The sequence below is a fragment of the Streptomyces sp. NPDC054866 genome (genome assembly GCF_053610745.1).
This window is the reverse complement of record NZ_JBSGZA010000006.1, coordinates 49,932-67,552: the sequence shown is the minus strand read 5'-3', so window position 1 is coordinate 67,552 and position 17,621 is coordinate 49,932. Positions and strand designations below refer to the sequence as shown.

Sequence of the window (17,621 nt, the reverse complement as noted above, 5' to 3'; positions counted from 1 at the left end):
CTTGACGCACATCGTAGTTCTGCGTAACCCTTACTCAGTAATGCGTAGGCCATACGCAATAGATCGGCGAGACCCGACCACACCACGCCACAGGGAGAGAACCCATGCCACCCCCGTCACCCCCAGCCATCGAGGCAAAAGCCCTGACCAAGACCTACGGCTCCGGCCCCCGAGCCGTCCCCGTACTCCGCGGCATCGACCTCCACGTCCCACCCGGCACCGTCTTCGCCCTCCTCGGCCCGAACGGCGCCGGCAAGACGACAGCCGTCCGCATCCTCACCACGCTCACCACTCCCGACACGGGCACGGCACGGGTCGCGGGCCACGACATCCGTACGGGACGACGCGAGGTCCGCCGCGCGATCAGCCTCACCGGCCAGTTCGCGGCGGTCGACGAGACGCAGACCGGTGCGGAGAACCTCCGCATGATGGCGAGGCTCGCGGGCCTGTCCCGCCCCGCGGCCCGCGCACGGGCCGCGGAACTGCTGGCCCGCTTCGGCCTCACGGAAGCCGCCGACCGCCTGGTCCGCACGTACTCGGGAGGCATGCGCCGCCGCGTCGACCTGGCGGCGGGCCTGGTGGGCGACCCCGAGGTCATCTTCCTGGACGAGCCGACGACGGGCCTGGACCCGCGCAGCCGCCAGGAGATGTGGGAGGTCGTACGCGACCTCACGGCACAGGGCACGACGGTCTTCCTGACGACCCAGTACCTGGAGGAGGCGGACCAACTGGCGGACCGGATAGCGGTGTTGCACGAAGGGGAGATCGCGGCGAAAGGTTCCCCCGCGGACCTCAAATCCCTGCTGCCGGGCCACCGCCTGGACGCGACGCTCACCACCCGGGAGGCCTATCTGCGCCTGACCGACCGGGCCACGCACCACTCCCCCGAAACCCTGACGCTCGGCTTCCCGACAGACGGCACGGCAGGAGGCGTACGAGCCCTGCTGGACGACCTGGACCCGACGTGCACGGATTTCGCGACCTTCAAGCTCCACACAGCGACGCTGGACGACGTCTTCCTGACCCTCACAAGCCCGTCGAAGAGGCTTACCCATGTCTGAGGCCCTGATCATGACCGGCCGTTCGATCCGCATCAGCCGCCGCAACGTGGACGCCCTGATCACCTCGATGGCGCTCCCGGTGATGCTCCTGCTGATCTTCGTCTACTTCTTCGGCGGCGCGATCAAGACGGACACCCGGTCGTACGTCACGTACGTGGTCCCCGGAGTCCTCCTCCTCTGCGCCGGCTTCGGCTCGTCGAACACGGCGATCGCGGTGACGGAGGACTTGAAGGGCGGCATCATCGACCGCTTCCGTTCCCTGGACATCGGTGGCGCCCAGATCCTGGCGGGCCACGTCTTCGCCTCGGTGGCCCGCAACCTGCTCGCCACCTCCCTGGTCCTGGCCCTGGCCTTCGCGATCGGCTTCCGCCCGACGGCGACCCTGTCCGGCTGGCTCGCGGCAACAGCCGTCCTCCTGGCGTTCATCCTGGCCCTGTCCTGGCTCTCGGCAATGGCGGGCCTCCTGGCCAAGTCCGCCCAAGCGGCAGGCGGCTTCACGTTCTTCGTGAGCTTCCTCCCGTACCCGAGCAGCGCCTTCGTCCCCACATCCACCATGCCCGACTGGCTCCAGGCCTTCGCCGACAACCAACCGGTGACCCAGGTCATCGAATCCCTGCGAGGCCTGCTGCTCAACCAGCCGGTAGGCGCCACCCCTTGGATAGCCCTGACCTGGTGCGCGGGAATCCTGGCCGCATCGGTGGGGGCCTCGGGATTCTTGTTCAGGAGGCGGACCGCGTGACCCCCTGATCCGCCAGGCGGCGGCTCACTGGCGCCATGAAGGCGTCGCCGCCAGGCTCCACACGCCCTCGAAGTGACTGATCTGCGTGGCGACAGCCGTCTCGGCGGCAGCCGTCCCCTCCTTGCGGGAACGGATGGCGAGGTCCGTGTTGTAGCCCTTGGGGTCATAGACCTCGCAGTCGGGATCCTGCAAGGACATGGTGGCGACCACGTCGTAGAGACCGCACAGCACCAGTTCCTTGTTGAAGATGCAGACCTTGTCCCGCGGATCCCCGTTGTACAGCCGGTACTCGCACTGCACCGTCACCCTGCCGCCCGCGGTCAGCCGGTCCGCGAGCCGGGAGAGGATCTGGTCGTACTCACGGCACTTGGCCTCGAGCCTCGCCCGGAATTCGGGATAGTCGACGGGCCTCCCGTCGACGCCGACCCGCGAGGGCACCGCCATCTCACGGCCGAAGTCGGGTATCAGCATCCTGATCGACACCCGCTTTGTGGGCCCCGGGTCGTCCAGAAGGCTTTCGAGCCGGTGATACAGCTCGTTGTAGAGCGTCTCGCCCGTGTAGCCGAGGAAGCAGATCTCCACCTTCCTGGAGTGGAAGGCCTCCCCCACGAGTCCGCCCAGATCACGGGAGTTGACCAGGCCCCGGTCAGGAGGCCTTGCCGAGACGGTCAGCTCCTGGACAGCGTCGTACAGCACGTACCCGACCAGGCTGAGCAGCGCCCCGCCCAGAAACGCCTGGCCCTCCAGAGCGTCTCCGACCGGCTTCACGAACTGCGCGGTCAGCCCGGTCAGGAAGATGCCGAGCAGCAGGACACGCGTGACGCCCGATTCGTACCGGGCCCGGTATCGACGAAGCCATGCGCTCAAGCCACTGCCCGCTGCCCCGTTCACTGTTCCGGCCACGAGAGCCCTCCCCCGAGCATGCCTCTACGGCATCGCCCTCATCGCTCCATGCTGACCGTGCGGGAGCGCCCGGGCAAGATAGGGATTGGCCGTCGGGCTGGGCCGGAGCCCCAGGGAGGCCGTCGCCGCCGCCAGCGTCATCGCGAACGAGTCCACGGCGCGCTGCACATTGGGGGCGTCCAGGCTCGTGCCGGTGACGAGGCGGTCCAGGTCCACGTAGGCGGAACGGACCACCTCGATCCAGCGGTAGACGGGCCAGTCGTCCTTCCATCCCGCCGTGCACTCTTCCGGGAGGCAGTTCCTCCAGCGGTCGAACATGCGTTGTCTGATCCCGGGGCGGGCGGGCGTGAGATGCATGTGGCGGACCAGGTCGTACAGCGGGTCGCCGATCATCGCCATCTCCCAGTCGATGACGGTGAGTCCAGTGCGATCGTCGTGACGAACGAGGTTCCAGGGGTTGAGGTCGCCGTGCAGCAGGGCCGGTCGGCGTGGCTGTAGTCGATGACGACTCAGGAGCTCCCACAGGCGGAAGCTGTCCGGCAGGCCCAGCTCCCTGGCCAGCTTCTGTGACTGCTTGGGCAGATCCCCGACCAGGCGGGCCAGTTCGTCGCAGAGCCACGGGTAGAAGTTGGCCTTGTTGATCGTGGGGTCCAGCTGCTGGGTGTCGATGCGGGCCAACGCGCCCATCTGGTCCACCAGGTGGTCGGCCTCAGCGGGGCGCAGTCCGTCCACGGGGTGCGCGGGGGGCAGTTCGCCGGAGCCTGACCCCTCGTAGGAGTGGATCGCGAACTCGTCCTTCAGGTGACTGACGCCCAGGGCCAGTACGCGGGGCGCGCGCACCGGCTCGCCCGACGTCTCGATGGCCCTCAGCACCGCGTGCTCGCTGAGGATGCTGCGTTCGCGGCGCTCGGCCGAGTTCAGTTTGCGCCGGACCACGACCGGGAACTTGATCCCGGCCACTGTGACCACGGTGTTGAGGTGGGCCGTCCCCTTGAAGACCCGGGAGGCCGGGGCGGCCCCCTCGGCGATCAGCGCCTCGAATACGGCGGAGCGGGGGAACGCGGGGTGCTCCGGCACGCGCTCGTTCGGCTCCCACGAGATCGGGGTGACCTGCCGGACCCCCTCGGCCCGTCCCCCGAAGCGGGCGGCCCGCCAGCGGAACAGGACCCGCTGGATCTCCTCCTCGTCCGGCACTGCCGGCAACTGGAGGGGAGCGGCCGCGCCTTCGAGTGCGTCGCGGACCACGCGGGCGGCCTGGTCGAGGCTCTTCTGGTCGGGCGAGTCACCCAGCGACTGGGCGGCGCGCATGACGTCCGGATAGACGGACTGTGCGCGTTCGAAGGCAACGTAATGGTCCAGGTCCCGGGACAGTCCGTTGACCGCCCTGGGCTTGCAGGCCTCCATCGCCTCCGCCCAGGCGTCGATGACCTCGACCCACTGATCTTCCGGGTACCGCATGCGGACGAGGTGGGTGGCCAGGTCGTGCAGCGGATCACCGTAGGTGGCGAGTTCCCAGTCCACGCAGATCAGCGGTGGCTCGCCGCCGTACGAGACGATCACGTTGTCGCGGTGCAGATCCGTGTGGAGCAGGCTGTAGGGGCGGCGGGCCATGCTGGGGGCGCGCTCGGCCAGCCTGAGCAGCGCGTCGTCGGGAATGCCGAGGGCCGCGAAAAGGCCGCCGAACTCAGGCCAATTGGGCTGGCGGATCTGCGACTCCGCGAGATGCGCGAGGGTCCGCAGGAAGGTCGGACCGCCCTTGTCTATACGGGGCCAGTCCGCCGGCAGCCGAGGCAGCGATTCCCTGCGCACCTGGGTCATCTGCGCGAGCAGTTCGGCCAGGGCCTTGATCAGCAAGGAGTCGACCGGTTTGCCGTTCTGGCAGATGCTGGAGAGCGGCACGCCTTCCACATAGCTGTGCACCGCGGAATCGCCACGCTTGGCCAGGCACTCCGGCACGTGAGGCAGTACGCCCTTGATCGCCCGCAGGATCGCCGACTCGTCCTGCCAGGTCCGGATGACGACCGGCAGCGCGTCCTGCCGCCGCAGCCGCACGGTGACCGCCCGCCCGGGAAAGCGGTCGACCAGCTCGGCCATGGGATCCGTCAGCGGAAGCACGTAGTTCCGGTTGTGGTGGCCGCCGCTTACCGTCCCGTGCCGCAGAGCATGGTCGACAAACGCGTCGTACACATCACGGGCTTCGTGCTTCTCCGCACATACCTGGGGCTCGGTATGGGACGAAGGTGGCACGACCACGGGCCGCTCCTGAATAGTCACGCGAGGAAGGCGAAAGTGATGCACACCTTAGTGGCGCGTGAGGGCACGCACGACGCGGGAGCGGTAATCAGTGGGCCCAATGAGGTACGCGCCACTCCTTGGGGTCGCGACGTTCGAAGACGGCTCAGGCTTGAGAGCGCAGCACCTGCAGCACCGGCTCCAGCGAACTCACCACGCACGACGCCCCCGCTTCCTTCAGGAGCTTCGCCTTTCGTTCGTTACGCGCGTAGCCCAAGAAGGCCACTCCGGCCTGTTCGGCCGCCTCGTGGTCCGTGGGGGCGTCGCCGATCATCAGTGCGGCGGAGGGCTCCGCGCCCATCGCGCTGAGGGCCCGGTTGAGGCAGTGGGGGTTCGGCTTGAGGAGGTGGAGGGCCTGGGTGCGGCCGTAGATGTGCGGGGCGAAGCACTGGCTCAGCTGCCGGTCTTCCAGGTAGCGGGTCACCGCGCGGGGTGAGTTGTTCGTGGTGACGGCCAGGCGGGAGCCCATGGCGTGCCACGTCATGATCAGGGGGTCCGCGTACTGGGTCGGCCACGCCGAGGCCACTGCCGTCAGCTCCTGATGGGTGAGCCGTTCCTCCAGTTCGGCCACCAGATCGCTGCCGGGGTGCCTGCGGTCGACCGCCCGCAGGACGGCGTGCGGATCGGGCTGCTCCCGCTCCTCGTCGGTCAGCAGCCCGTGCAGCCCTCTCCCCTCCAGCCAGCGGACCTGGTCACCCGCGATCCGCTCCGCCGAGTGCCCGGCGAACAGCCGGCAGATGGGGCCGTCAAAGTCGAAGAGTACGTAGCGGGCGCGTTCGATCAGTTCCCGCAGTTTCTCGGTCTCTTCCGCCATCCACTCAGTCTGTGTCGTATCAGGAGTCACTAAGAGAGTGTCAGCTCCGTCGCGATGGTTGCCCAGAGCGCGTCGAACCATTTCTGGGACTCTTCGACGAACGCGGCGTCCCGGGGGGCCGCGTTCTTCTCGAAGGAGAACAGGGGTGACTTCAGTCCGGAGACGTCGAACGCTTCCATCTCCGCGCTGCCGATGTCCAGCGTGCTGCGCTCGACCGTGTAGTAGGCGAGGAGCGCCTCCGAGCCGTTGAGGAGATACAGCTTCACCGGCGGCGTGAACGGCAGTGCGCGGAACGACACGTCCACATCGATGCCGTGCGAGGACCGCAGCGCGCGGAGGTTGTGGCGCAGCACCTGTCCCTGGGTGTTGCGCAGCGCGAGCCAGCGCTCGTGGACCCTGCCGTCCACGTCGCGTTCCCCGTTGACCGGCCGGGGAAAGGCCAGGTTGATGTCGCTGCTGGGCAGCAGGATGCGGACGGTGATCGACTCGGGGCGGATGAGTCCCTCGTGGATGCGGCGCAGCGGATCACCGAGCGCCAGTATCAGCGTCTCCGCCGTGTACGACACCACGTCTATCCGCACCTGCGGCTCCGAGAACGCGGCAGCGAGACGTGGCGCGAGGCCCACCATCGAGGCCTGCGGTTCCACGGCCGCCGACGTCGCCCCCGGCGCATCCGCCGCGATCCTTGGTGGGCTGCCCTTGCTCACGTTGGCGAGGAGGCCGTCGTCCTGCAGTGTCCTCAGCGCCTGGCGCACCGTGCCCCGCTCCACGCCGAACTCCTCCGCGAGCACCGCTTGCGTGGGGAGGCGGTCGCCCGGTCTGAGGTCGCCGGAGCGGATGCGGTCGCGGAGGGTGTCTGCGATGTCCTGGGGCGTGAGTTTTCTGCTGCCGTTCACTGCAACGTTCTCCTGGGTCACGACCAGACGATACAACTCCCCGCCATCTCAGGGCAGTTGTCTTGAAGTTGTTTATGTTGTGGGGCCAAGTGGGGACAACTTAAGTGAAGTTGGTTGCCAACTCACCCGAGATGGCAGAAGGGGGAACCATCATGGCCGTCCTCGCCCTCCTCGCAGCCGCGTTCGCCGTCACCTTCGAGCAGTTCGTCCAGTGGCAGTACGGGCCCATGGGCATCGCCGGGCTGCTGCTCCTGACCGTCGGAATCAAGGCGAAGAGCCCCACCTGCAGTTCCATCGGCGCCGTCGTCCTCGCACTGATGATGACCGGGCCCGCGCTGTAGCGGGCCGGTGTCCGGCGAAGCTAGCCGCGCGCCAGTTCCAGGTCCTGACTGATCGTGCCCCAGAGCGCGTTGAACCACAGATGGGACTGCTCCACGAACGTCGTGTCCCGCAGGCCGTCACCCTGGTGGAAGGGGAAGAGCATCGACTGCGCGCCCTGGGCGTCGTACATCTCCAGGTACTCGTGGTCGATCTCTTCGCTCTGCTTGGTCAGCGTGTAGTACGCGAAGAGCGCCTCGGAGCCGTTGAGGAGATACAGCTTCACCGGCGGCGTGAACGGCAGCGCTCGGAACGAGACGTTCACGTCGATGCCGTGCGAGGTGCGCAGCGCGAGCAGGTTGTGCCGCAGCACCTGCCCCTGCGCGTTCCGCTGGTCGAGCCAGCGCCTGTGCACCTGGCCGCTCTCGTCGTCCCCACTGTCCACCGGCGCAGGAAAGGCGAGATCGATGCTGCGGCTCGGCAGCAGCACCCGGACGTCGACCTTGGCCGGTTTCCGCTGTCCGGCGTGAATCTGGCGGAGCGGTTCCCCGATCGCCATCGTGAGCGAGATGGAGGTCAGACAGAGCGCGTCGATCTCCACATGAGGGGCCTCGAACGCCGCGGCGATGCGCGGGGCGAGGCCGACCATGGTGGGCTGCGGCTTCACGCCGCCGGGCCCGGACAGCGCCTGCTTCGACGTCAAGGCGACCGTGGCCGGGCTCCCCTTGGACACGTTCGCCAGCAGGTGCTCGCCCTGCAGAGTGCGCAGCGCTTCGCGTATCGCGCCGCGCTCGACACCGAACTCGTCGGCCAACTCGGCCTGGGTCGGCATGCGTTGGCCCGGCCGCAGCGTCCCGGATCTGATCCGGTCGCGCAGTTCGTCGGCCACCTCGCGATGCGACCTCGGCGGCCTCTTCATCCCGTTGACGGGGGCAGGTTCCGGGCTCACAACCAAACAGTACAACTTCGCGCCATCTTTGGGGAGTTGCTCGGAAGGTGGTTATGAATCGAGCCATCGCGGAGATAACTCAGATGAAGTTGGTAGCCAACTTAGGCAACCTGGCAGGAACCCCGAGGGGTTGGCCGCCAGTAGTGCGCCATCGGATGGCTGCCGACCGGATGGGACGGGGTCCGCATGCCCCGTCCCGAAAGGGGGAACGTCATGCCGCTCATCGCCATCGTCATCGCCGCCCTCGTGATCGGATTCGAGCAGCTCATCCAGTGGAAGTACGGACCGATGGGCATCGTCGCCTTCGTCCTGCTGACCGTGGGCATCAAGGCCAAGAACACCAAGATCAGCGGCGTCGGGGCTGCGCTCCTCGTCCTGCTGCTCGCCCAGTCGGGCAGCTGACAGAGCTGGCTGACCGGGCTCCCATCCGGAGGGGAGCCGGGAGTCCGGTCAGCCATCACCACCTCGAGGGGTCAGCTCAGAACATGTCCGGGCACCACGGGCGCCGGGACGCACGGAACAGGGCGTCGGCGACAGCGGCGGCGCCCACCCGCTCCTCCGTCACCCGTCCCGCCGCCGCAAGCCGCACCGCGGACTCGTCACCGAGCCACAGCGTCCCCAACTCACCCACGCCAAGGGACAGTTCGGCCGGGTCCGCGGTCGGCGCGCACACCGCGCCGCCGGGCGAAGCGTCAAGGCGGTAGCGGCCACCCGCGAGGCCCGCGCGGTCCCCGATCTCCAGGACGAGGGACGCCGACGCCTCGTACGTACGTGCTTCCAGGGCCCGTACGACATCCAGGATCCGCACCCAGAGCCAGTCCGTCTGCCTGCTGAGGCGGGCCGCTCGGGGGTCAGGCAGGAAGAGCGGGAGCAGGTCGTCGGGGGCGCGGTTGCCCGTCTTCACGACGCTCACCCAGTCGATCGAGCAGAGGTAGTGCCACAGGGCGCGCTCGGCCTCGGGCGTGGTGGCGATCAGCCGCTGCACGGTCGCGGTGTTCCGCGGCTGGCTGCTGTCGCTCCAGCTGTCCTCCGTCGCGTACGTGACCAGGCCTTCGACCTCTCCGGACGGGGAGCGGTAGAGCGCGTGGAAGGGCTCGGTCCACGGGTTCTCCGGGGTCACGAGCTGCCCGGTGTTCTCCAGCCACCAGCGTTCGTCGCGGTCGGTGACACCGTGCAGGCGGGCGCGCAGCCGCTCGTGCAGGGGCGGGCCCTCCTTGCGTACGTCGCCGCCATCCACGAGGTCGATACGGGCGCCGCCCTCCGGGCCCGCCCAGCGGGGGTCGAGCCCGGCCCGCGGTACGTCGATGGTCCACTCGGTGGCGGTGGTGGCGGGCCCGAAGCCGTAGCGTCCGTAGATCGGATGCTCGGCGGCGATCAACGTGGCGACGACGTCACCGCGCTCCTTGGCGGCGGTGAGGTCGGCGGACATCATGCGGCTCAGCAGGCCGCGCCGGCGGTGGGTCGGGGAGACCGTGACGCCCGAGATGGCGTCGGCCGGGACGGGGGCGCCGCCCACGGCGGTGAGCTTCTGCGGGAAGGACCTGAACGTCGCGACGGCACGGTCACCGTCGAAGGCGGCCTGGTTGCGGCCGAAGTCGAGGCTCTCCCTGCGGTTGGCCACCACCTCGTCCGAGACCTTCGCCAGCGGCCGCAGGAACCCGGCGTTGACGGCGCGGATCCACTCGGGCAGCTCGTCCTCGGTGATGGCCCTGACGTCAAGATCACTCATACGGCCAGGCTAGGTCTGCCGGGGCCGGGGGTGCACCCGCTTTACCTGGGGCCCGGTGGCTCCCGGTGGTCCTAGAACGCCGCCCGGATCTCCCCCACCTCGACAGCGCCGCCAAGGAGGGGCGCGCGGCCGACGCGGGCGAGTACGTCCTCCTCCACGCCCGCCAGGCGCAGGGCGCGGGCCAGGACGGGGCCCAGGGCCCGTATCCCTCCGTCGTCCACCTTGAAGGCGAGCGCGCGGCCGTCCGGCAGGGCGAACGCCTGGACCGCCTCGGCGCCCATCTTGGAGAGGGCGCCCGGGATCTCGCGCATGAGCCAGGTGTCGGGGCGGCGCGTGCCGGCCACGTACTCGGGGTGGGCCCGCATCGCGTCCGCGACCCTGCGCTCCGCCGTCTCCTCGGGGGCGAGGACGAAGTGGCGGAAGGCGCGGGCCAGGCCGGTCAGGGAGATCGCCATCAGAGGGGCGCCGCAGCCGTCCGTGCCGACGGCCGTCACCCGCTCCCCCGCGGCCTCCTCGACCACCTGGCGGATCAGCTGCTGGAGGGGGTGGCCCGGGTCCAGGTAGGAACCCGCGGGCCAGCCGTTCAGGTCGCACACCGCCAGCATCGCCGCGTGCTTGCCGGAGCAGTTCATCGTCACCCGGTCACGAACGGCACCCGCTGCCAGATATGTCTCGGCCTCGACCGCGTCGAGCGGGAGGTCGGGCGGGCACTGCAGGTCAGCCGCCGTCAGGCCGTACTCCGCCAGCATCTTCTGGACGAGGTCCCGGTGGAACACCTCCCCGGAGTGGCTCGCCGCGGCCAGCGCGAGACGCTCGCCCGCCAGGTCGAGCCCCGCCCGCAGCACCGCGGCCGCCTGCATCGGCTTGTTGGCGGACCTCGGGAAGACGGGGGCCGTCACGTCCCCCATCGCCAGCTCCACACTGCCGTCCGCCGCGAGCAGCACCAGACTTCCCCTGTGACGGCCCTCGACGAAGCCTGAACGTACGACCTCGGCGAGGACCGGGGATATGACAGGGGTGGCGACGGACTCGGCGGACGTCGAGGTCATCTTCGGCCTTCCGGGGCGGGGGTGGCGTGGCGGCCGCCCGCGGAAGCCGGGATCACCGGGTCACGCGAGCAGGTCGTCTACTTGTGCTTCGCCTTCACGGTACCTGCGGGCGATCTCCGCGCTGCAATCGTCCGCCGTGCGCTGCAGCTGCTGACGGCGCCGGGAAACCTGCTGCTCGTAGCGGACGAGGCGTCCCATGGCCGTGTGCAGCTCGTCGTCCGTGCGGGCGTCCAGGTCGGAGAGCTCGACCTCGGCGAGCATCTCCGTCGCCAGGAGGCCGTACTCCGCGCTGTGCGGCGTGCCCAGCGTCACATGCCGGGCCGACGAGCGGTGCCGTGCGGGGCCGTCCGTGAGGATCTCCGAGAGCCGGCTCACGACGGGCCCCTCCGCCGGGCCCAGCCCCTCGGGACCGGGCGCCGCCGGGTCCCTGCGGCGCGCGACCTCGGCCCGCAGGATGTCGATCCGCCCCTGGAGCAGGCGCCGGACGTAGCTCAGGTCCGCCTCGTTCTGCTGCGCGTCCTTGCGCAGCTCACGCAGCTCGCGCAGGAGCAGCGCGGGGAGGTCGTGCTCGGGCTGCCCGGACAGCACCGCGCTGCCCGTGCGCTGCATGGGCGGACGCGGCACGTTCGTACGCCGCGCGGCGCTCATGCGGGTCAGTGACACAGATCCGGGCGGCTGACCCGTACTTGGTGTGCTCATGTGGCTCTACCGTCCCCTCGACCGGCGCGGTACACCGCGTGTGAGCATGGTGCCACCCCCGGTGGCCGCTATGTGAGCGAGTGCCCCCAATCGGCCCCAGATGGGGGGTTCAGGGCACCCCATGGACGGCGCATACGGCGGCGCACCACGGCCGTACGGAGCAGGCATGATGGGCCATATGCGTGCTGTGGTGCAGAGGGTGGACGGGGCGAGCGTCGTCGTCCAGGGAGAGAACGGCCCCGAGACGGTCGGCGAGATCAACGGCGAGGGACTGTGCGTCCTCGTGGGCGTGACCCACGAGGACACCAAGGAGAAGGCGGCCCAACTGGCCCGCAAACTCTGGTCCGTTCGGATGCTGGCCGACGAGAAGTCCTGCTCGGACATCGACGCGCCGCTGCTGGTCATCAGCCAGTTCACGCTGTACGGCGACGCGAGGAAGGGCCGCAGGCCCACCTGGAACGCCGCCGCGCCCGGCGATGTCGCCGAGCCCCTGGTCGACGAGGTCGTGGCCCAACTACGGTCTCTGGGCGCGACGGTGGCGACGGGGCGCTTCGGCGCACAGATGCGGGTGGCTTTGACGAACGACGGGCCGTTCACGGTGCTGCTCGAAATGTGACCGCCCACCCACCCGATTACCCCGCAGCTACGGCTCGACCACGACCTCCTGGGCTGCCGCCGTGCCCCCCGCGCTCAGCGCCGCGTCCAGCGGAACGTTCCGCTTCACCAGAGCCAGGGCGATCGGGCCCAGCTCGTGGTGGCGTACCGCTGTCGTGATGAAGCCCAGCTTCCGGCCCTCCTCGCCCTCCGAGGCCAGGCGCAGCTCCGTGCCGGCCGCCGGCAGGTGGACCTCGCTGCCGTCCAGGTGGAGGAAGACCAGGCGGCGCGGCGGCTTGCCCAGGTTCTGGACGCGGGCGACCGTCTCCTGGCCGCGGTAGCAGCCCTTCTGCAGATGCACCGCCGTGCCGATCCAGCCCAGCTCGTGCGGGATCGTGCGATGGTCCGTCTCGAAGCCGAGCCGCGGCCGATGCGCCTCCACGCGCAGCGCCTCGTAGGCGAGGATGCCGACCGCGGGGGCGTTCTCGTCGGCGTACGACTCCAGGGACGTACGCGGCAGGAACAGATCCCGGCCGTGCGGAGTCTCGCGTACGACGACGCCGTCCGGCACCGCCGCGATCGAACCGGCCGGGAGGTACACGACGGCGAACTCGTCCGTGCGGTCGGCGACTTCGACCCGGTTGAAGAACTTCATGCTCTCCAGGTACGCGACCAGCGCGTCCTGCGTACCGGGCTCGACGTGCGCCCACACCGTCTCGCCGTCGTCGACGAGATAGAGGGCGTGCTCGATGTGGCCGTTCGCGGAGAGGATCAGCGCCTCGGTGGCCTGGCCGACGGGCAGCTCGGTCACGTGCTGCGTGAGCAACAGGTGCAGCCAGCTCAGCCGGTCGGGTCCGGAGACGGTGACGACGCCGCGGTGCGAGAGGTCGACGAGACCGGTGCCGTCCGCGAGGGCGCGCTGCTCACGGAACAGGTCGCCGTAGTGGGCGGCGACGCCTTCGTCCACGCCCTCGGCGGGGACGGCGCCGGGCAGGGACAGGAGGGGGCTCTTCATGTTCACCCACACTACGACCTGCCGGTACGCGTACTTATTCCTTGCCGGAGGGCCCGGGCTTCCTGCCGGAGCAGTTCTCGCAGCGCCCGAAGATCGCGAAGTGCTTCAGATCGGTGTCAAAACCGAAGGTGTCCCGCAACTTCGCGGTGAACTCCGCGGCCACCGACACATCCGCCTCGATGACGTTCGTGCAGTCCCTGCACACCAGGTGGAGGTGGTGGTGACGGTCCGCGAGGTGGTACGTCGGCGCGCCGTGCCCCAGGTGCGCGTGGCTGACCAGGCCCAGCTCCTCCAGGAGCTCCAGGGTGCGGTACACGGTGGAGATGTTGACCCCCGACGCCGTCTTCCGCACTTCGGAGAGGATGTCGTCGGGGGTCGCGTGCTCAAGGGTGTCGACGGCTTCGAGGACAAGCTGGCGCTGCGGCGTCAGCCGGTATCCGCGCTGTCGCAGGTCGCTTTTCCAGTCGGTGCTCACCACACCTCGGAGTGTAGGCCTACTTGAAGAAAGCGATGCCGTCGTCCGGCAGGTCGCCCAGGCCCCGGGCCATCTCGGCGACGTCCTCGGGCGTGACGACCTTCTTCAGCTGCGCCGACATGTAGGGACGCAGTGGCACCTCGGGGGTCTGCTTCTCGCCGACCCACATGAGGTCGCCCTTCACATACCCGTAGAGACGCTTGCCGCCGGTGTACGGGCCGGACGCCGCCGTGCGGGCGACCGCGTCCGTGACCAGGTCGATCTGCGGCTTCTGGTCGGCGAGCTCGCCGTACCAGACCTCGACGACGCCGTCGTCGCGCACCATCACGGTCTCGACCTTGCGGTCCTTGTCGACGCGCCAGAAGCCCGACTCGGACTCCAGCGGCTTGACCTTGTTGCCCTCGGCGTCGAGCACCCACGTGTGCGAGTGGTACTCGATGAAGTCCCGCCCGTCATGGGTGAAGGACACTTCCTGGCCGAAATTCGCCTTCTCGGAGCCGGGGAAGTCGGTGACACCCGCGCCGGCCCAGTTGCCGAGGAGCCAAACGAGGGGCACGAGGTCGGGGTGCAGGTCGGACGGAATCTCGATCATGGGAAGCTCAGACGATCTCTAGGTGGCGTACGGGGCGTACGGGGCTCAGCGCTGACCCTGGTACAGCTTCTTCACGGACAGTCCGGCGAACGCGAGAACGCCGATGCAGACCAGAACCAGCAGGGCGGAGAAGAAGGCCTCAAGCACGGGGTGCTCCTCGGTGAGCTATGGGGTGAGCTATTGGGGCAGGTATCAGAGCCGATACCACTGTAGTCGTGCGCGACCCGCCCCTCTCTGCGAGGTGGCCTTACGGGTGACCGCGGGGATGGCCCTACGATGCGGCCATGGCGAAGAAGCTCGTGATCAAGGTGACCGCCGGGGCCGACGCCCCCGAGCGCTGCTCGCAGGCGTTCACGGTGGCGGCCGTGGCCGTGGCCAGCGGGGTGGAGGTCTCGCTCTGGCTGACCGGTGAGTCGGCGTGGTTCGCACTGCCGGGACGCGCGGCGGAGTTCGAGCTGCCGCACGCGGCACCGCTCCCCGGCCTGATCGACTCGATCCTGGCCGCGGGGCAGATCACGCTCTGCACGCAGTGCGCGGCGCGCCGCGAGATCACCGAGAAGGACGTGCTCGAAGGGGTGCGGATCGCGGGCGCGCAGGTGTTCGTGCAGGAAGCCATGGCGGAGGGCACGCAGGCGCTCGTCTACTGACGGGGCCGCCGCTTCCCGTCCAGCTCGTCCCACCACTCGTCGGACTTCGAGTCACCCGAGGGATCGTCCCACCAGCGGTCGTCGGGACCGCGCCGGTTGGCGACCATGGCGGCGACCGGCGGGATCACCATCGCCACGACGCACATCCCGACGGCGACAGGGATGGACCAGAGCCGTACGACGCCCCACGCCAGGACGAAGAGTGCGATGCAGATCCCCATCATGGCGAAGTAGGCGTGCCGCCTTCGCGCGTACATACGACCAGCGTAAGCCGAAGGACCGCACCCCGTTCCAGTGGCGTCCAACCCCCTGGGGTGCGGCCCTCCAGCCGTCAGTGATCCGCTGTCGTCAGACCGCGATCGCGACCTCCGCCAGGCCGCCCGTCTGGGCCACGACCGTGCGGTCGGCCGTGCCGCCCGGGATCAGGGCGCGCAGCGTCCACGTGCCCTCGGCCGCGTAGAAGCGGAACTGGCCGGTGGCCGAGGTGGGGACCTCGGCGGTGAACTCGCCGGTCGAGTCGAGCAGGCGTACGTAGCCGCTGACGGGCTCGCCGTCGCGGGTCACCTGGCCCTGGATGGTGGTCTCGCCGGGCTTGATCGTCGAGGCGTCGGGTCCGCCGGCCTTCGCTCCACACATATGCGTTCGTCCTTAACTGGTCAGGTCACTGCGGGCTTCGGGGAGGGATTACTTGTTGGCGCCGAGCTCGATCGGCACGCCGACCAGGGAGCCGTACTCGGTCCAGGAGCCGTCGTAGTTCTTGACGTTGGTCTGGCCGAGCAGCTCGTGCAGGACGAACCAGGTCAGGGCCGAACGCTCACCGATGCGGCAGTACGCGATGGTGTCCTTGGCCAGGTCGACCTGCTCGTCCTCGTAGAGGGCCTTGAGCTCGTCGTCCGACTTGAACGTGCCGTCGTCGTTGGCGTTCTTCGACCACGGGATGTTGCGCGCGGACGGGACGTGGCCCGGACGCTGCGACTGCTCCTGCGGCAGGTGCGCCGGCGCGAGCAGCTTGCCGCTGAACTCGTCGGGCGAACGCACGTCGACGAGGTTCTGCGCGCCGATCGCGGCCACGACGTCGTCGCGGAAGGCGCGGATCGAAGTGTCCTGGGGCTTGGCCTTGTACGAGGTGGCCGGACGATTCGGGACCTCGGAGCCGTCGACCAGGTCGCGGGAGTCGAGCTCCCACTTCTTGCGGCCGCCGTCGAGGAGCTTCACGTCCTGGTGGCCGTAGAGCTTGAAGTACCAGAAGGCGTACGACGCGAACCAGTTGTTGTTGCCGCCGTAGAGGACGACGGTGGTGTCGTTCGCGATGCCCTTGGCCGACAGGAGCTTCTCGAAGCCCTCCTGGTCGACGAAGTCGCGGCGGACCGGGTCCTGGAGGTCGTCGGTCCAGTCGATGCGGATCGCGTTCTTGATGTGGTTCTTGTCGTACGCGGAGGTGTCTTCGTCGACCTCGACGATGGCGACCTTCGGGTCGTCGATGTGGGCCTCGACCCAGTCGGCGTCTACCAGGACGTCGCTGCGGCTCATACTTCTTCTCCTCCGGGGCAGTTGCGGCGGGGCTGCGGTGCTGTGCGAGGGGTGCCGGGTACGGGCTGTGATCGCGCGGTGGCGCGGCGTACGCGGCGCGGGGTGGCCCTGACGGTGTCAACGGGCCTGGGGGACGCGGGAGTCGGAGCTCCCGCTCAGAAGGTGCGACAGAGCATGGCGGCGACGCGGCACAGGTCTACTGCCCGCCGCTTCGTGAGGTCCGCCTGTCGCTGCATGCGTCCGATCGTAAGGACGCGAGGGCGGCCGTGTCACCGGGGTGTCGAATGATGAGACGGGATCATCCGCATTGTGGGATGGGGAGAGGATTGGTTGAACGGCGAAGCCGCCCGTGCGGGGGCGGGGGCCTGTTTTCGCCCCTGCCGCATCCACCGCGCGGACGGCTTCGTCTCGTACTGCGGAACGGCCGCTCCGAGCGGCCGCCATCAGGCTCGTTCGGCCCGTTCCTGGCCTCAGCCCGCGAGCTTCACGTTCGTGCCCTTGACCGAGATGTCCACGCCGTCCTGCGCCGGCTCCACCTCGTCGATCTTGATGCCGCCCGGCAGGCCGGTGATCTTCTCCTCGAAGTCGGTCACATCGCGGACCATGCCCTCGGGGAGCGGGATCGAGACGCCCATGACCTCGAACTTCTTCGGGATCTCGTCGGCGTTCACCTTGATCGTGTCGCCCTCGACCTTGACCGAGCTCAGCACGTGCACCGGCTTGGGCAGCTTCGCGCCGCCCTTGCTCACCTCGACCTCGACCTTGATCTTGCCGTCGCCGCCGTCCGAGAGCCCGACGACCTTGCCGGTGGCGCCGAGCGGCAGCTCGACGGGCGGCTCGCCCTGCGCCTCCTTGAGCAGCTCGTCGTACGAGATCCGGGCGGTGCCCGTGGCCTTGTCGGCGGTGGCGGAGCTGTAGTCGCCGGAGAACTCGACGCCCTGCATCCGGGCGTTCAGATCGGCGATGCGGATCTTGTCGGAGCCGGAGGTGGCGTCGTAGTTCTCGATGCCGATCTCGACGTCGTCGAGCGTGCCGCCCGCGACCTGGGTCAGGAAGGGAAAGCCCTTGATGGAGACGTCGGGCGTCTCGCTGAGCCCCTCGGTGGTACGCAGCTTCTCCGCCGCCTCGTCCTCGGCGAAGCCCACCGCGAGGCGGTCGGCGCCCACGAAGAGACCCCCCAGGATCACGAGGACGATCAGAAGTATTCGTACGGAGCGCTTCATGTCCGGTGTTCCCCCACCTTGTACCCCCGCTTTGCTGTCGTTGCCGCGAGCCTAAAGGACAGGTCCCCGGCGGGAGAGCCCGGCCGGGGACCTGTC

The 17,621-nt window shown here is 69.1% G+C and carries 22 protein-coding genes; 6 read left to right on the top strand and 16 right to left on the bottom strand.

Translation table 11 applies throughout. The features are described from left to right. The first annotated feature begins 104 nt into the window (after positions 1–104). Together ACWGI2_RS28395 and ACWGI2_RS28390 are read left to right on the top strand one after the other, a co-directional pair. On the top strand, positions 105–1,061 hold the full coding sequence (locus ACWGI2_RS28395) for an ABC transporter ATP-binding protein (protein WP_453698370.1): 957 nt from the start codon (positions 105–107) through the stop codon (positions 1,059–1,061). Then, positions 1,054–1,800 carry an ABC transporter permease gene (locus ACWGI2_RS28390; protein WP_453698368.1) on the top strand — a complete coding sequence of 249 codons (747 nt, stop codon included), beginning with the start codon at positions 1,054–1,056 and terminating at the stop codon, positions 1,798–1,800. The genes ACWGI2_RS28395 and ACWGI2_RS28390 overlap by 8 nt, the downstream gene beginning before the upstream one ends. Positions 1,801–1,824: 24 nt before the next feature. On the opposite strand, the gene ACWGI2_RS28385 is transcribed toward ACWGI2_RS28390, so the two are convergent. The 4 genes from ACWGI2_RS28385 to ACWGI2_RS28370 form a co-directional block, all read right to left on the bottom strand. Further along, entirely contained in the window at positions 1,825–2,667 is an 843-nt protein-coding gene (locus ACWGI2_RS28385; RefSeq protein ID WP_453400772.1) for a hypothetical protein, read from the bottom strand. Between the two features lie 60 nt (positions 2,668–2,727). After that, a complete protein-coding gene (locus tag ACWGI2_RS28380; protein WP_453698367.1) occupies positions 2,728–4,956 on the bottom strand; it encodes a phosphotransferase in 2,229 nt (742 codons plus the stop codon). A gap of 145 nt (positions 4,957–5,101) precedes the next feature. Next, positions 5,102–5,809: an HAD family hydrolase gene (locus tag ACWGI2_RS28375; protein ID WP_453698365.1), complete on the bottom strand. Its 708-nt coding sequence runs from the start codon at positions 5,807–5,809 to the stop codon at positions 5,102–5,104. A 29-nt stretch (positions 5,810–5,838) separates the two neighbouring features. Then, complete coding sequence (locus tag ACWGI2_RS28370) at positions 5,839–6,732, bottom strand: winged helix-turn-helix domain-containing protein (protein ID WP_453400851.1); 894 nt, start codon at positions 6,730–6,732, stop codon at positions 5,839–5,841. A 125-nt stretch (positions 6,733–6,857) separates the two neighbouring features. Between ACWGI2_RS28370 and ACWGI2_RS28365 the strand changes: the two genes are divergently transcribed. Then, entirely contained in the window at positions 6,858–7,046 is a 189-nt protein-coding gene (locus tag ACWGI2_RS28365; protein WP_453400776.1) for a hypothetical protein, read from the top strand. A 20-nt stretch (positions 7,047–7,066) separates the two neighbouring features. Here ACWGI2_RS28365 and ACWGI2_RS28360 read toward each other — a convergent pair whose 3' ends face one another. Continuing rightward, the gene (locus ACWGI2_RS28360) at positions 7,067–7,978 is read right to left on the bottom strand and encodes a FadR/GntR family transcriptional regulator (RefSeq protein WP_453698363.1); all 912 of its coding nucleotides are present in this window, start codon (positions 7,976–7,978) and stop codon (positions 7,067–7,069) included. A gap of 207 nt (positions 7,979–8,185) precedes the next feature. Between ACWGI2_RS28360 and ACWGI2_RS28355 the strand changes: the two genes are divergently transcribed. Beyond that, positions 8,186–8,374 (top strand): hypothetical protein, encoded by a 189-nt coding sequence (locus ACWGI2_RS28355; RefSeq protein WP_453698362.1) that lies wholly within the window; start codon positions 8,186–8,188, stop codon positions 8,372–8,374. A gap of 76 nt (positions 8,375–8,450) precedes the next feature. On the opposite strand, the gene ACWGI2_RS28350 is transcribed toward ACWGI2_RS28355, so the two are convergent. From ACWGI2_RS28350 to ACWGI2_RS28340, 3 genes are all read right to left on the bottom strand, one after another. Continuing rightward, positions 8,451–9,701 (bottom strand): GNAT family N-acetyltransferase, encoded by a 1,251-nt coding sequence (locus tag ACWGI2_RS28350; protein WP_453698361.1) that lies wholly within the window; start codon positions 9,699–9,701, stop codon positions 8,451–8,453. A 71-nt stretch (positions 9,702–9,772) separates the two neighbouring features. Then, positions 9,773–10,750 (bottom strand): asparaginase, encoded by a 978-nt coding sequence (locus ACWGI2_RS28345; protein ID WP_453698360.1) that lies wholly within the window; start codon positions 10,748–10,750, stop codon positions 9,773–9,775. Between the two features lie 60 nt (positions 10,751–10,810). After that, positions 10,811–11,449: an RsiG family protein gene (locus ACWGI2_RS28340; RefSeq protein ID WP_453698359.1), complete on the bottom strand. Its 639-nt coding sequence runs from the start codon at positions 11,447–11,449 to the stop codon at positions 10,811–10,813. 178 nt (positions 11,450–11,627) lie between these two features. On the opposite strand from ACWGI2_RS28340, the gene dtd reads away from it, so the two are divergent. Further along, entirely contained in the window at positions 11,628–12,065 is a 438-nt protein-coding gene (gene dtd, locus ACWGI2_RS28335; RefSeq protein ID WP_453400782.1) for a D-aminoacyl-tRNA deacylase, read from the top strand. Positions 12,066–12,092: 27 nt separating this feature from the next. Here dtd and ygfZ read toward each other — a convergent pair whose 3' ends face one another. The 3 genes from ygfZ to ACWGI2_RS28320 are packed head-to-tail and all read right to left on the bottom strand — an operon-like array spanning position 12,093 to position 14,125. Continuing rightward, complete coding sequence (gene ygfZ, locus ACWGI2_RS28330; RefSeq protein ID WP_453698358.1) at positions 12,093–13,058, bottom strand: CAF17-like 4Fe-4S cluster assembly/insertion protein YgfZ; 966 nt, start codon at positions 13,056–13,058, stop codon at positions 12,093–12,095. A gap of 34 nt (positions 13,059–13,092) precedes the next feature. Further along, complete coding sequence (locus ACWGI2_RS28325) at positions 13,093–13,536, bottom strand: Fur family transcriptional regulator (protein WP_453400784.1); 444 nt, start codon at positions 13,534–13,536, stop codon at positions 13,093–13,095. 16 nt (positions 13,537–13,552) lie between these two features. Then, positions 13,553–14,125, bottom strand: coding sequence for an FABP family protein (locus ACWGI2_RS28320; protein WP_453698356.1), 573 nt, complete (start codon positions 14,123–14,125; stop codon positions 13,553–13,555). Between the two features lie 284 nt (positions 14,126–14,409). Here ACWGI2_RS28320 and ACWGI2_RS28315 point away from each other — a divergent pair, with 284 nt between their 5' ends. Then, positions 14,410–14,772 (top strand): DsrE family protein, encoded by a 363-nt coding sequence (locus tag ACWGI2_RS28315; RefSeq protein WP_453400786.1) that lies wholly within the window; start codon positions 14,410–14,412, stop codon positions 14,770–14,772. Here the strand turns inward: ACWGI2_RS28315 and ACWGI2_RS28310 are convergent. From ACWGI2_RS28310 to ACWGI2_RS28290, 5 genes are all read right to left on the bottom strand, one after another. Beyond that, the gene (locus tag ACWGI2_RS28310) at positions 14,766–15,029 is read right to left on the bottom strand and encodes a DUF3099 domain-containing protein (RefSeq protein WP_453400787.1); all 264 of its coding nucleotides are present in this window, start codon (positions 15,027–15,029) and stop codon (positions 14,766–14,768) included. The two genes, ACWGI2_RS28315 and ACWGI2_RS28310, sit on opposite strands and share 7 nt — an antisense overlap. Positions 15,030–15,120: 91 nt before the next feature. After that, positions 15,121–15,408 carry a DUF1416 domain-containing protein gene (locus ACWGI2_RS28305; RefSeq protein WP_160505842.1) on the bottom strand — a complete coding sequence of 96 codons (288 nt, stop codon included), beginning with the start codon at positions 15,406–15,408 and terminating at the stop codon, positions 15,121–15,123. Positions 15,409–15,456: 48 nt separating this feature from the next. Next, positions 15,457–16,302: a sulfurtransferase gene (locus ACWGI2_RS28300; RefSeq protein ID WP_453400788.1), complete on the bottom strand. Its 846-nt coding sequence runs from the start codon at positions 16,300–16,302 to the stop codon at positions 15,457–15,459. 155 nt (positions 16,303–16,457) lie between these two features. Beyond that, positions 16,458–16,538 (bottom strand): putative leader peptide, encoded by an 81-nt coding sequence (locus ACWGI2_RS28295; protein ID WP_351007875.1) that lies wholly within the window; start codon positions 16,536–16,538, stop codon positions 16,458–16,460. Between the two features lie 234 nt (positions 16,539–16,772). Beyond that, positions 16,773–17,525, bottom strand: a complete 753-nt coding sequence (locus ACWGI2_RS28290; protein WP_453400789.1) for an LmeA family phospholipid-binding protein — start codon at positions 17,523–17,525, stop codon at positions 16,773–16,775. Positions 17,526–17,621 lie beyond the last annotated feature (96 nt).